This is a genomic window from Enterobacter sp. MGH119 (assembly GCF_001037675.1).
Classification (GTDB): Bacteria; Pseudomonadota; Gammaproteobacteria; order Enterobacterales; family Enterobacteriaceae; genus Enterobacter; species Enterobacter hormaechei_C.
On sequence record NZ_KQ089929.1, the window covers coordinates 1,125,490 to 1,138,841 of the forward strand.

At 53.7% G+C, this 13,352-nt stretch carries 13 protein-coding genes; 6 read left to right on the forward strand and 7 right to left on the reverse strand.

Annotated elements, in window-relative coordinates:
• Complete coding sequence (locus SK53_RS05220) at positions 1-192, reverse strand: YnbE family lipoprotein (RefSeq protein WP_003857369.1); 192 nt, start codon at positions 190-192, stop codon at positions 1-3.
• Complete coding sequence (locus SK53_RS05225; protein ID WP_048208710.1) at positions 189-2,828, reverse strand: YdbH family protein; 2,640 nt, start codon at positions 2,826-2,828, stop codon at positions 189-191. Before SK53_RS05225 ends, SK53_RS05220 begins: the two co-directional genes overlap by 4 nt.
• A 210-nt stretch (positions 2,829-3,038) precedes the next feature.
• Here SK53_RS05225 and SK53_RS05230 point away from each other — a divergent pair, with 210 nt between their 5' ends.
• Complete coding sequence (locus tag SK53_RS05230; RefSeq protein WP_003857375.1) at positions 3,039-4,028, forward strand: 2-hydroxyacid dehydrogenase; 990 nt, start codon at positions 3,039-3,041, stop codon at positions 4,026-4,028.
• Between the two features lie 660 nt (positions 4,029-4,688).
• Entirely contained in the window at positions 4,689-5,525 is an 837-nt protein-coding gene (locus SK53_RS05235; protein ID WP_023324588.1) for an alpha/beta fold hydrolase, read from the forward strand.
• 87 nt (positions 5,526-5,612) lie between these two features.
• Here the strand turns inward: SK53_RS05235 and SK53_RS22520 are convergent, their stop codons facing one another.
• Both SK53_RS22520 and SK53_RS05240 read right to left on the reverse strand, forming a co-directional pair.
• Complete coding sequence (locus tag SK53_RS22520; RefSeq protein ID WP_003857379.1) at positions 5,613-5,786, reverse strand: GnsA/GnsB family addiction module toxin; 174 nt, start codon at positions 5,784-5,786, stop codon at positions 5,613-5,615.
• Between the two features lie 308 nt (positions 5,787-6,094).
• On the reverse strand, positions 6,095-6,373 hold the full coding sequence (locus SK53_RS05240; protein WP_003857380.1) for a YdgH/BhsA/McbA family protein: 279 nt from the start codon (positions 6,371-6,373) through the stop codon (positions 6,095-6,097).
• 228 nt (positions 6,374-6,601) lie between these two features.
• Between SK53_RS05240 and SK53_RS05245 the strand changes: the two genes are divergently transcribed.
• Positions 6,602-7,192, forward strand: coding sequence for a DUF4142 domain-containing protein (locus SK53_RS05245; protein WP_048208713.1), 591 nt, complete (start codon positions 6,602-6,604; stop codon positions 7,190-7,192).
• 74 nt (positions 7,193-7,266) lie between these two features.
• Here SK53_RS05245 and SK53_RS05250 read toward each other — a convergent pair whose 3' ends face one another.
• On the reverse strand, positions 7,267-9,363 hold the full coding sequence (locus SK53_RS05250; RefSeq protein ID WP_048208715.1) for a pyrroloquinoline quinone-dependent dehydrogenase: 2,097 nt from the start codon (positions 9,361-9,363) through the stop codon (positions 7,267-7,269).
• Between the two features lie 10 nt (positions 9,364-9,373).
• Positions 9,374-9,739, reverse strand: coding sequence for a hypothetical protein (locus tag SK53_RS05255; RefSeq protein ID WP_022651139.1), 366 nt, complete (start codon positions 9,737-9,739; stop codon positions 9,374-9,376).
• A 632-nt stretch (positions 9,740-10,371) separates the two neighbouring features.
• Between SK53_RS05255 and SK53_RS05260 the strand changes: the two genes are divergently transcribed.
• The 3 genes from SK53_RS05260 (at position 10,372) to SK53_RS05270 (ending at position 12,794) form a co-directional block, all read left to right on the forward strand.
• On the forward strand, positions 10,372-11,634 hold the full coding sequence (locus SK53_RS05260) for an amino acid permease (RefSeq protein WP_080461310.1): 1,263 nt from the start codon (positions 10,372-10,374) through the stop codon (positions 11,632-11,634).
• Between the two features lie 87 nt (positions 11,635-11,721).
• A complete protein-coding gene (locus tag SK53_RS05265) occupies positions 11,722-11,961 on the forward strand; it encodes a DinI family protein (protein WP_045342839.1) in 240 nt (79 codons plus the stop codon).
• Positions 11,962-12,110: 149 nt separating this feature from the next.
• The gene (locus SK53_RS05270) at positions 12,111-12,794 is read left to right on the forward strand and encodes an SOS response-associated peptidase (RefSeq protein ID WP_032609110.1); all 684 of its coding nucleotides are present in this window, start codon (positions 12,111-12,113) and stop codon (positions 12,792-12,794) included.
• Between the two features lie 59 nt (positions 12,795-12,853).
• Here SK53_RS05270 and SK53_RS05275 read toward each other — a convergent pair whose 3' ends face one another.
• Complete coding sequence (locus SK53_RS05275; RefSeq protein ID WP_003857394.1) at positions 12,854-13,345, reverse strand: 2-thiouracil desulfurase family protein; 492 nt, start codon at positions 13,343-13,345, stop codon at positions 12,854-12,856.
• Between the last annotated feature and the right edge of the window lie 7 nt (positions 13,346-13,352).

The window sequence follows — 13,352 nt, forward strand, 5'->3', positions numbered from 1 at the left end:
TCAGAACAGATCGCTGCGGGATTTCAGCAGGGCTTCAACGTCTTTATCCACCTTGATATGGATTTCATGCTCAATTTTCACGTTCATGTTGATAGTGATCGGCTCTTTGGGCGCCGCCACTTCAATGCGCGGCGTGCAGCCTGACAGCAGCGCGACGACGGCCACGGTGAGTACACCAGCCCTCTTTTTCATTGTTGTTCCTCACTTTCCTTGCCTGTCGAACCGCGGAGAAGGGGTATCGCCGCATGTTGCTCAAACCATGTTTGCAGATTGTCCCCAAAGCGCAGGCTGCGCCAGAGGGTAAAAATGTTCTCTTCATGGGTGTAATTCAGGTTTACGAAACTGCTTTTGCCCTCGACGCGGCTGGTGCCTTTAATGGCCGCCTGCATGGTTAACACACCCAGATTATCCACATTGAGTTTTGTCCACGACTGCGAAATTTCCATATAGCGGAGCCAGTTGATCGCCGCCCCGGCAACCACGTTGTCTTTCACAATGGCATCCGCCGTGTCCTGGTCGATGCGCAGCGTCATCGGCCCCGGGTTGGTCAGCCAGCCATCTTTAATGATCCATTTTTCATTGTCCAGCCAGAACGGCAGCGCGCCGCTCACCGGGCCGGACATGGCAAACTGCTTCGGATTCACCGCGCTTATCAGTTCGCTGGAGGAAATATTATCCACGCGTAGTAAAGCCGGATCGTGCTGCGGCATTCTCAACTGCTGCATGGTGATTTTCCCGCCGAGCGCTTCCACCTTCACGTTGGTGAGCAGGAGCGGGTTCGCTTCGGTCCAGGGATAATCGCCCTGGAGATCCGCGGTGATATTTCGGGCTGTGACCAGGTTTTTTACCTCGTCGATTCGTAACGTTACCGGCCCGCGCGTGCCCAGCGACCAGGTACCCTGGCTTAAGCGGAACGGCAGAACAAAATCAACGCCGTTGATTTCGTTATCCGGCATCCACGCGCTGCCCGCTTTCAGCACCCCGTGCCCCCCGGCCTCAAACCCCTGATCGGAGGCCGCTGAGAAAGCCACCTGTGCGTACATTTCGCCGCCGCGCAGGGTCAGTTTCCAGTCTGGCGGGATCAGCGGCTGGAACACCGTAAGAGACTGTTTTGGCCACCAGGCCTGACCGCGAAGGCGTTCGCCATCCCAGCGTCCATTCACCTGGACCGGGCCGATGTCGTCCGCATGCAGGTTCCCTTTAAACTGGAACACCGTCGGGTCTGTCCCGTCAACGCTGAAGGTCAAAACGGACGGCGGCAGCACGCTTCCGCCCGAGAAGCTTGTTTGCCCGGCATTGAGCGCGAGCGCGCCGCTAAAGGTGGGGTTATCCGGGTCCCGCGACCAGCGCACCGGGTGATCCAGCACCAGGCGCGGCTTGCTGACCAGCATCGTACCGTACTGCAATTTGTCGAACCCCGTGGAAAGATCGGTCAGTTCGATAACGTTGTCGCGCCACTCCCCGGTTCCCCGGACATCCCAGCGCGCATTCATCGGCGTGAAATTCCCTTTACCCCAGTAGCGCCACTGCCACAAACCGTTGTCCGGTAAAAAGTCGTTAGCCTGGCCGTCCAGATGCAGCTCAAAATCGCCCATCTCGTTTTCATGCGCCCGCAGAATGGCTTGCAGGCGGCCGTCCACGCCCTTCTGCGTGAGCTTCACGCCTGCCAGCGGCCAGCGGATCTCATCGATATCCAGCGAGTCGATGATGCGCCCGCGCGAGCGCAATAATGCGCCGGGTTCAAACGTAAGCTGCGGATCGTAAAGGCTGCCGGTCAGCTTCGCCGGGAGGCTGGCATACAGGATCAGATCGTTTTGCTTGGCTTCCCCGCTCAGGTGCAGCGGCATAGCGCTGTTTTCCATACTGAGCGAGCCGGGACCAATATTCAGCACCGCGTTGCCCTTCCCCGCATCACCCTGGGTCAGCACGTTGAGCCGCCCCGTGAAGGTGGCTTTCTCCAGCCCCTGCTGCCAGTTATCCACTTTCAGCCCGACGCGACCGCTCATCGGCATACCGGAGGCTGACCAGTTCCAGCGTCCGTCGCTGATGGTTAACTGCTGAGCGGTGATCTGCCACGGTAAATCGAGCAGTGGATCGGGGTTGTCCCGCGCCATGACCACCAGCTGGCCCTGATTGTCCTCCCAGTCCAGATCGGCATCGACCAGCGAGGATAACTGTGGCACGTTAAAGGTCGCGACCGTATGCCCTTTCACCGGCACGCCGTCCGGTACCAACGGCAGGGTAAATTCACCGATCAGCTTCACGGGCTGCGGCTGATCCGGCAGTTGCACATCGAACTGGCTGATGGAGAGCGTCTGGCCGCGCAACTGCCCCTTAATGCTCACCTGCTCGCCGTTATAAGTGATGTCCTGGCGGGCTGGCGTGAGTGAAGCATGCAGCTCACCCTCCCACTGCTGCCAGGGAGAAAGGGTAAAGCGGTGGATGGTCAGCCAGGTGTTGGGCAGGATGGCCTGCCACTGCGCCAGCGTTTTCGGCGCCACCGTTGAGGACGCTGACTGCGGTAATTTGCTCAGGCAGACAGAGTTAAGTTCAAGTGCGCCAATATCAAGATCCCAACGGCTGGGGTGTGACAGGGTCACGTTTTCCACACGGGCAATTTCGCACTCTTCTACCAGATAGCGGAGATCGGGGATGATCAGGGCGTGGCGCGTGAGCCGTGGGCTTTCTTCAAACGCGATGCGCGTTCCAACAGGGAGCCAGATCCCGGCAAGCGTGGGTACCCACTGGGCGAGCGTCATCAGCAGCGTCAGCGGCACGAGTAATAGCAGCAGTAATAGCGCGATTGCGGCTTTGTATTTACCCTTCATGGGCAGTTAATATCCTGATTTTGCGAAAAAAATAAGCCGTTCTTACCGCTCATTGTCGCATGTTTAGCCAGTCAGTTGAAGGTAATGCCATTTTTAAGAGTAGATGCTCTACAATAATTCATAGAACTTATTGATTTCAATGAATTTTGAAAAATTGTAAGATAATTTTAAACATGCTAACGTGGTTCCAAAATCACTGGAGAAAGTCTTATGAAACTCGCGGTATATAGCACAAAGCAGTACGACAAAAAGTATCTGCAACATGTTAACGAGACGTACGGTTTCGATCTTGAATTTTTCGACTTTCTGCTGACTGAAAAGACGGCTAAAACCGCTCACGGCTGCGAAGGCGTGTGTATCTTCGTTAACGACGACGGTAGCCGACCGGTGCTGGAAGAGTTGAAAAAACAGGGCGTGAAATACATTGCCCTGCGCTGCGCGGGCTTTAACAACGTCGATCTCGATGCCGCCAAAGAGCTGGGTCTGAAGGTCGTTCGCGTCCCAGCCTATTCTCCGGAAGCCGTGGCTGAACATGCCGTCGGGATGATGATGTCGCTCAACCGTCGTATTCACCGTGCCTATCAGCGCACCCGTGATGCTAACTTCTCTCTGGAAGGGCTGACCGGCTTTACCATGTACGGTAAAACCGCAGGCGTGATCGGTACCGGCAAAATTGGTGTGGCCGCCCTACGCATCCTGAAAGGATTTGGCATGCGCCTGCTGGCGTTTGATCCGTACCCTAGCGCCGCTGCGCTGGAGCTGGGCGTGGAGTATGTCGATCTGAAAACGCTCTTCTCGCAGTCTGATGTTATCTCCCTGCACTGTCCGTTGACCCCGGAAAACTATCACCTGCTTAACCAGTCGGCGTTCGACCAGATGAAAGACGGCGTGATGATCATCAATACCAGCCGCGGTGGACTGATCGACTCTCAGGCCGCTATCGAAGCGCTGAAAACGCAAAAAATTGGCGCGTTGGGTATGGATGTGTATGAGAACGAACGCGACCTGTTCTTTGAGGATAAATCTAACGACGTGATTCAGGATGACGTGTTCCGTCGCCTGTCGGCCTGCCACAACGTGTTGTTCACCGGCCACCAGGCGTTTCTGACCGCCGAAGCGCTGATCAGTATATCGGAAACCACGCTGGGGAATTTACAGCAGCTTGATAAGGGCGAAGCGTGCCCTAACGCGATCGTTTAAGACCGTCAGGCCGGGTGGCGGTAACCTCTGCCCGGCCAATAACAAGCCCATCAGAAAAATAAGCACAGGTTAACTATTAAGACGGGTAACGTTCACCGTAAATATAACAATCAAGGATATGACTGTTCCGGTGTGACCATATCAGAATGAGACTCTGATGAAGGCTGCGTGATTTGCTGCACTATCGTAACCAGTTGTTCAAAAACAGCTCTCATTTGCGTCGGGTAGGTTAAAGACAACCAGGTTGCCAGCACTGCTCCAGCCAAAAAGCCCAACTTCATACACCATCCCTAATAAATTCAGCGAGATTCAAGCTTTAACGTATGTGTGGTGCCGGGTGCCTCCCGGTGAGTCGTTGGCCAGCCACCTTGACCCGCTACTGATTGCCTAAGCTACACGTGCTGTTTAGCCCCTCCGCACAGGGGGATTCACCACGCGAGAAAAATAACACAGTGCCCCGGCTGGTTTAGGGGATATTTCGTTTAAAAATAAATAATGACCATACAAATTTAATCTATAACTGTTTTCAGGAACCCTTCTACACTTTAAGCGGATATATCAGTAATAAGATTAATATAAGTCAGTTTTATTACGTCCCTAAATGCTGGGCTATTTACTTAGCCTTCACACGTTTTTGCCATTAGCAGAGGAGTCTGAAATATGGCATTCGTAACAACGAAAGATGGTGTCAGTATTTATTACAAAGACTGGGGTCCGAAGGATGCGCAGCCGATCGTTTTCCATCACGGCTGGCCGCTGAGCGCCGATGACTGGGATAACCAGATGCTCTTTTTCCTTGCAGAAGGCTTCCGCGTCATCGCCCTCGACCGTCGTGGTCATGGTCGTTCCGATCAGGTGAGTGAAGGTCATGATATGGATCATTATGCCTCCGACGCCTCGGCCGTGGTCGAAAGCCTTGATTTGCGTAATGCAGTGCACGTCGGCCACTCCACCGGCGGGGGCCAGGTCGCCAGGTACGTTGCGAAGTACGGCCAACCTCAGGGGCGAGTGGCCAAAGCGGTACTGGTCAGCGCCGTTCCTCCGCTGATGGTAAAATCAGACGCTAACCCCGGCGGAACGCCCATTGAGGTGTTTGACGGCTTCCGCCAGGCGCTGGCCGCTAACCGCGCCCAGTTTTACCTCGACGTCGCCAGCGGTCCTTTCTATGGATTTAACCGAGACGGAGCAGAGGTTTCGCAGGGCACAATCCAGAACTGGTGGCGTCAGGGAATGATCGGTAGCGCCAAAGCCCACTATGAAGGCATTAAGGCGTTTTCAGAGACCGACCAGACGGACGATCTTAAAGCCATTACGGTTCCCGTCCTTGTGTTGCAGGGTGATGACGATCAGGTTGTCCCCTATAAAAATGCCGCCCTTCTACAGGATAAGCTGCTCGCAAACAGCGAACTCAAAATTTATCCAGGCTTCCCGCATGGGATGCATACCACGCATGCAGATACCATAAACGCCGATATACTGACATTTATTCGCTCATAAAGACGATGATTATCCATAATACAACCGGGCATCACGCCCGGTTCTCTTTTGCGGCAAGAATTGAGCGACCATTTCAGGAAGAAACGCTTACAGGAGTTTGATTTTTACTTCATACCCCTCGAGGCCCGTCATGGCCTCACGAGCGATAAACTCTATTTCAGAAACTTCCTGCCCTGTTTTTTTTCGTAACTCTGCAATTTTTTTGGCTATAAGCGCTGAAATCTCTTCCTCTGCCTTTTGTGTCAGTGCGTCAACTTTCATCTTTACCTCTTACGACCGTTAACTGTATCCATTCTCTAAATGGTTTTAACCATAACCCTTTGTAAAGCGTAGACTATCTGCGTTACGTATGCTGCATTAACCTTAAGATGAGCAGAATGATGGAGCCGTCACATTTAAACATGCATTTATGTTGCATTATTTGAACAAGCTGTTATTGTCCCAAAGCCTTAGAGCACATAAACATAAGAAAAGTTTTGACTTAAACTCGCCCCGCATCAGGGGCATTTTTTTGGCTGTCTGTAAACAAAAAACCCGCCAGAAGCGGGTTTTTGTGGTATTCGAAAAAATTATTTAAAGACTTCTGCGACGGCCTGGAAGTTAGGGCCATGCTCGCGGGCAGCGATAATGACGTAGTATTTCCCGCCCTTCTCGTCTGCCAGTTTTGAGAGTTTTTGATGAAGATCTGAAGGTGAAGAAATTTGTCCACCTGAAGCCCCTACAGATACATTACCAAGGTATTCAAGTTTGAAGTGGTGCGCTTCATCCTTGGAAATCATATCTGCCGCAGATGCGCCGAAGCTTGCTACTGTTAAAGCCAATACACTCCCTAATAGTGCTTTTTTCATATCATTCCTCCTGTTGATGAATCTATATATTTAACATTAGCACCAAATATGTAAATGATCCGTATCAATATTGTAGAAGAATTGAGCATCACGACCAGCCATCACTGACCTGAACGGCGGGTGCAGCAGTTTCATCTACTATACTGACCCTTGTAGTGAGCATTTATCTGTCCGGTTGCGCCTGAAGCAACCGAAACTTACCTGTACCATGACCATCAGGAGAACAATATGCACACGAGTAAAACCCTGAAAAGGCTGCTAGCCGTATCAGCAGTTGCAGCAATGTTCAGCACCGTTGGCGTACAAGCCCAGACGACAAGCGCCGCACAAACTCAAACTGCGGGCAAGGCTCAACCGGACGCCAGACTCAGCTCCGGCGACGAGAAAGCATTGAAGGACATGGCGCAGGCCAATATCAACGAAGTCGCCGCCGCCAGGCTCGCCCTGGACAAGGCCCAAACCAGTGAAGTGAAAACATTCGCTCAGAAAATGGTCGACGATCACGGCGCCGCGCTGACCAAAGTTAAGACCGTTGCCCAGAAAAAGGGCGTGGAGCTGCCGACCGAGCCAGACGCCGCGCATAAAGCCCTGAACTCAAGGCTGGAAAACCAGCGCGGTGACGCTTTTGACAAGATGTATATGGAATATGCTGGCGTGAAGGACCACGAGAAGGTGCTGTCGAAGCTTAAGAGCGACGCCAGTAAAATCGACGATCCGGATGTGAAGGCTCTGGCCAACGAGCACACGCCGGTCGTTGAGCAGCATCTGAAGTCCGCCGAGCAGATGTCAACCCACTCCGGCGCATCAGCCGATAAATAACGCGTCGGTAAAACGACAATTGCAAAACTAAGTGGGGCCCGCAGGCCCCACGCTTATTTCCCCTTCCTGATGAATTATTCCGGCAAGGCGTAGACCACCACCTGATCGCCCACCTGATCCTTCAGGATCGTATTCCCGCCTGCCACGAAGGCCACATACTGGCGACCTTTATATTCATAGACTGACGGGTTCGCTACTGCCGGCGCTTCTGCCTGATCGGACCACAGCTCTTCACCGCTCTCGACCGAGTAGGCACGCACTTTGGCATCCATTGAAGCACCGATGAAGATCACGCCGCCCGCCGTCACTGCCGGGCCACCAATGGTAGGTGAACCCCAGCTCTCCGGCATGAAGAAGCCATACTGCTGGGAGGCGCCAACCGGACGACGCCATTTCACATCGCCCGTATGCATGTCCAGCGCCACGATTTCGCCAAACGGCGGCTGCCAGCACGGCATGCCCAGCCAGTTGCTCGCCACCAGCAGACGCATACCGTACGGGGCGCCTTCCTGTGGGGCAAAGCCGCTTTCGTTACCGGAGTCTTTGTCTGCGTTATCGTAATCTTCGCGGCTGTAGAGCTTCACGTACTGGACGATATGCGAGGTGTTGACGATGGCGATCTGTTTTTGCGGATCGAACGCCACCCCACCCCACTGTACGCCGCCCGCGCTATCAGGATAGGTTAGCGTGCCTTCGCCCTTTGTGGTCGGCGGAGTATACATTCCCTCATAGGTCAGGTTATCCCACAGACGAGAGCACTGGCCGCCACCGACGATATCCGCCAGCTTCCAGATTTCCGGTTTTTTCGACTGGTCGAGCAGCGGTGCGGGTTTGGTCGGGAACGGCTGCGTGGGCGAGAGAACTTCACCCTGAACCGAACCATCACCCTGCGGAACCGGACGTTCTTCGATTGGCCATACGTCCTCCCCCGTCAGGCGGTTAACCACGAACAGGAAACCCTGCTTGGTGGCCTGAATCAGCGCCGGGATCTGCTTGCCGTCTACGGTGATGTCCATCAGCGTCGGGGCGGAGTTAATATCGTAATCCCAGACGTCGTGGTGTACCCATTGACGGGACCAGACCACTTTACCGGTGTTGATGTCCAGCGCGGTGGTCGAGGTACCAAGCGGAATAGCGTCCACGCGGTTGCCGCCCCAATAGTTGGGAGATGGCGATGAAACCGGGAGATAGACCAGCCCGTTGGCCTCATCGGCGGACATGTGCGTCCAGACGTTGGCGGTACCGGTACGCTTGCGAATCTCTGCCGGGATCGCCTCAAAGGTCCATTCAAGCTTACCGGTCTGGGCGTTGACTGAAAATACGGTGCCCGGAGGGGCTTCGGCATAGGCCCAGTCCTTCCCGGCCCAGCCCACCAGCAGATGGTTGCCGACAACGGTTGGCGGTTGCAGGACAGAGAGCGGATACTTCGCGTTAACGGTATTCCACTGGTTCAGATCCAACACGCCGTTATTCGCAAAGCCGCTGCAAGGTTTGCCTGAATCGGCGTCCAGCGCAAAGAGCTTGCCGTCAACGGTGCCCATATAAACCATCTTCTGGCATGCCTCTCCGCTCACCGGATTTTTGGCCTGCCAGTAGGAAACGCCGCGGTTTTTCAGCACTGGCTGGGTCAGCGCCTTGCGCGACGATTTCGTGTCATAATGCCACTTCTCTTTACCCGTCCCCGGATCCAGCGCAATCAGGCGATCGAATGGCGTGCCAATGTAGAGCGTATCGTTGGCGAAAATGGGCGTTGCGGACCAGACGGTAGCTGGCGTATCGCCTTTACCATCCGAGACGTCGCCGGTATGGAATTCCCAGACTTTCGTTAATTTCCCGACATTATCCGCCGTAATTTGGGTCAGGGGGCTGTATTTCTGCGCGTTAAGCTGGCCGTGGAAGCTGTCCCAGGTGGGCGAGCCGGGCACCAGCGGCGTCGCGGGCTGGCTGGCCGAGGCGACTTTCTTTCCGTCACCGCTGCCGGTTGAGGCATCGTCGGTGGTTTTTGTGGTTCCGGGTGCCTGCTGATCGGCGGCATCAATGTTAAGCGATTCCTGGGTCCCCTGAGAGGCCTCAGTGGCCTTATCCTGCGCCTGTAGCGCGAGCGGAGCGACCAGCAGCGCCAGCGCCGTCATGCTGACTTTTATGAAGGGATAATGCTTATCGTTGTGCACGGGCGGCTCCTCAGCTTCTGACGCGATGGTTGTAACGGGCGGAATGGCTGCTCAGCATAATCAGACCTATCAGGCCGACCACCATGGCTGCCGTTATGATGTACTGGTGCAGCAGCGCGGCGGCAAAACCAATACCCGCCAACACCACCAGGGTGACAATAATCAGGAAAACGCGCGCCCCGCGACGCGATGCCGCGCGTAGCATAACGGTCAGGATCGCCAGCACTACGCTGGCAATGACCACGCCCAGTGCGCCAATGGTGCCAGTGACGCCGGTAAGCGGCGTCCACCAGGCGTATAGCGCCACCGCGAAGGCTATTATCGCGGTCAGCAGCAGCAACATGCTGCCGACCCGCGAGGATTGAGAATGCAACATACCAGGAATCCCCCTCTAAAAATGCAAAATTGACCATTATTAAGGCGTTTTCGTGGATATATGCCCCTGCTGCTCGCTGCTATTAAGGCAACGCGACGTGTGGAGCGGCGGCATATTTCACTAAACGTAACTGAGTATAGAAGAGGATTTTTTTATGGGGCGTTTAATAGCAGGCATAAGACGCCTTGTGCCCCTTCGCCACCATAAAGATAGCGTTATGTTACAAGACAGTTCGAAAGCTACGAGCAGGTTACGTGATTGTCTATATCCTGTTTTTTAATTTGAGGCATAACGGGATAATTTTCCATCCAATAAAATAATTAAATAAGCCCCCCTTCAATATGATGGCGCCTTATGTTACTTAATAAAACAGGGTTTTTATTTTTTAATTAACAGACGTGCAGGCAGGGAAAGTCAGTCGTTATTTGTTCGTTAATTTAACAAATCCCCTTCTTAATTAACCGCCTGTTAAAGCATCGTCAAAGAATAACGATAGTTATTGCAGGCATACACATAAGGTTTACGGTATGCGAAATCAAACCCCTCCCACCCGTGGTGTAATGGCGCAGCAACGACTACAGGCAGATAAAAACTAAATAAGTCGTCGCTCCTCTAACAACGCGGTAAATATGATGAATAAAGCCACCACTCTCTCAGCTAATATTACAACACGCTCTAACTGGCACTGGCAGGATAACATCTGGACGCTGGGCCTCTACGGTACAGCCGTCGGGGCGGGAACGCTGTTCCTGCCCGTGGAAATCGGCACCCGTGGTCCGGTTATTTTCCTGGTCATGCTCCTGCTGGGGCTGCCGTTATCCCTGATCCCCCATTTACTCCTCTGTCGCGTGTATATGCGTGAGGAAAAGACTGAAAACGGCACGTTGCCGATCTTCGGCTCCTTCTTCAGCGGACGGGGTGAAAAGCTGATCACCCTGTTCTATTGTGTGACCTTCTTCCCGGTAACCCTGGTTTACGGGGTGGCGCTGATTAATGCGCTGAGTAATATACTGGTGGAGCATCTGCATATTACCGCCCTCAGCCGTGGGCCATTGTCGTTTATCGTGGTTGCCGCACTTTATGTGGTGCTTAGCAAGGGCCGGGACAGAGTCGTGGCCATTATGAGCGCGCTGGCGCTGCCGTTCGCGGCATCTGTACTGCTGATCGCCGTATCACTTATCCCGGGATGGCATCTGTCTAACCTGACCGATACGGCCGCTGAAATGAACGCCACGCCGCTGCCGGTAACGCTGAAAAATATCTGGCTGACGCTGCCGCTTATTACCTTCTCGTTTTGCTGTGCGCCTATGGTCTCCCCGCTGAGCTCTTACTACCGGGAGAGGAAAGCGGAGGGCGAGAAAAAGGCACTGTTCGTGATCCGCATCGCCTATTTAGCCATCTTCGCCAGTATCCTCTTTTTCGTGCTGAGCTGCGTGCTGGGGATCCCGCATGACAACTTTGTACGGGCGAAGGCGGAAAACCTGAATGTGCTGTCCGTGATGAAAGGAAACGGTGATTTCAGCCTGATTTACCACATTGCCCCGCTCATCGCTATCATCGGTATGACGAAATCCTTTCTCGGCGTAGGCCTGTCGGTCGCACAAACGTTTGGTCAGCTGGCTGCCAGCGTATCCGGCAAAAAGGCCAGCGCCAGCAAGCGGCTGGCCTCTCTGGCGCTGTTCCTGCTGACCTATGGCATTGTTTATGCCAATCCGGATGTGCTCAGCCTGATTGAAATGTTCTGCGGACCACTGATCGCGGTGATCCTGTTCCTTATCCCTGCGTACCTCATATACACCCGCCCCTCGCTGGCGGAGCTTCGCGGCGTGACGGTGTTTCTGGTTGTTCTGGGCGGACTGGCAACGCTGTCTGCATTGCTCTGGACAATGCTTTAGCCTGAACGCCGTTTGACTGTACCCATATACAGTAGTATTTTACGTTCAGGCTGAATCACATGCGTAATATCCATAAGGTAAACAATCATGTTTGTGGAACTGGTTTATGACAAGCGAAACGTACAGGGGCTGGAGGGAGCCAGGGAAATCATCCTGACCGAGCTGACAAAACGCGTGCACCGGATTTTTCCTGATGCCAGCGTGACGGTTAAGCCAATGCAAGCGAACGGCCTGAACAGCGACGCCAGCAAAAGCGACCGTGAAAAGCTTAACCGCATGCTCGAGGAGATGTTCGAAGAGTCGGATATGTGGTTGATACAAGAGTAACCGGGCGCAAAGCCCGGCTCTGTTTTCAACTAACAATACCCCTGTGTATTCAGGCCGCGATTTTCCAGCATCGGTTCAATCTCAGAAGCATGCCCGCGCGACTTTTTCTCCCTGCCCTATACTTTCAGTCTGACTGACTGGAGGTTTCTATGTGTGGACGTTTTGCACAAGCCCAAACCCGTGAAGAATATCTGGCTTACCTGGCCGACGAAGGCGAACGCGATATCGCATATGACCCTGAACCCATTGGCCGCTACAACGTTGCGCCCGGTACCAAAGTGCTGCTGTTAAGCGAACGTGACAAACAACTGCACCTCGATCCGGTATTCTGGGGCTACGCGCCTGGATGGTGGGACAAAGCACCACTGATTAACGCGCGTGTAGAAACCGCAGCCACCAGCAGAATGTTTAAACCTCTTTGGCAGCATGGCCGGGCGATCTGCTTTGCCGATGGGTGGTTCGAATGGAAAAAGGAAGGCGACAAGAAACAGCCGTATTTTATTCATCGGGCCGACGGGCAGCCGATATTCATGGCGGCGATCGGCAGTACGCCGTTTGAGCGCGGCGATGAAGCCGAGGGATTTCTCATAGTGACCTCTGCTGCGGATAAAGGCCTCATTGATATACACGATCGACGGCCGCTGGTTCTGTCGCCAGAAGCAGCAAGAGAATGGATGCGACAGGATGTTGGCGGGAAAAAAGCGGAAGAGATCATTGCCGACGGTACAGTACCCGCCGACGAGTTTATTTGGCATGCTGTAACTCGCGCCGTGGGGAACGTGAAGAATCAGGGGGCGGAGTTAATCGAGGTGGCTCATAAAATGGAAAAATGAGCTGCATACCCATTATGACCAGGAAGCAATGCCGCTCGGCGTTAATCCTGGAGAATCGTTCATTCCCTTTCTTCAATCCAGTTCACAAGCTCCGCAAACTGAGTTTCTGAAAATACCGCAATACCATGCTCGGAGAGTAATGACGCTGCCACTCCCATACCCGATTTACGCTGATTACTGAAAGAACCGTTGTAGATAAACTGAGTTCCGCACGTTGGACTACCATCAGTTAACAAAGCAGCAGTACATCCTGCTTCTTGTGCTGCTCGCAGAGCCAGCCAGGCTGCAAGTTGATAATGCCCGGTAACATCTGTTCCGGTGTTTTCAATTATTCTGGCTTGTCCACGCATTACGTCTTTACCCTCAGCAGACATAATCTCAGCGGGTGGTCTCGGAACAGGTAGCCCCGCAGCCAACTCAGGGCAGTGGATCACCAGGCGCTGCTCCTGTTGCCAGCGAGCAAGTTGATGAGTCATCTGCGCTTTCTCTTTCCCGTTATAACGGACTTTAAGGCCCATCAGGCATGCACTGACCAGTATTTTATTTATCATTATTTAA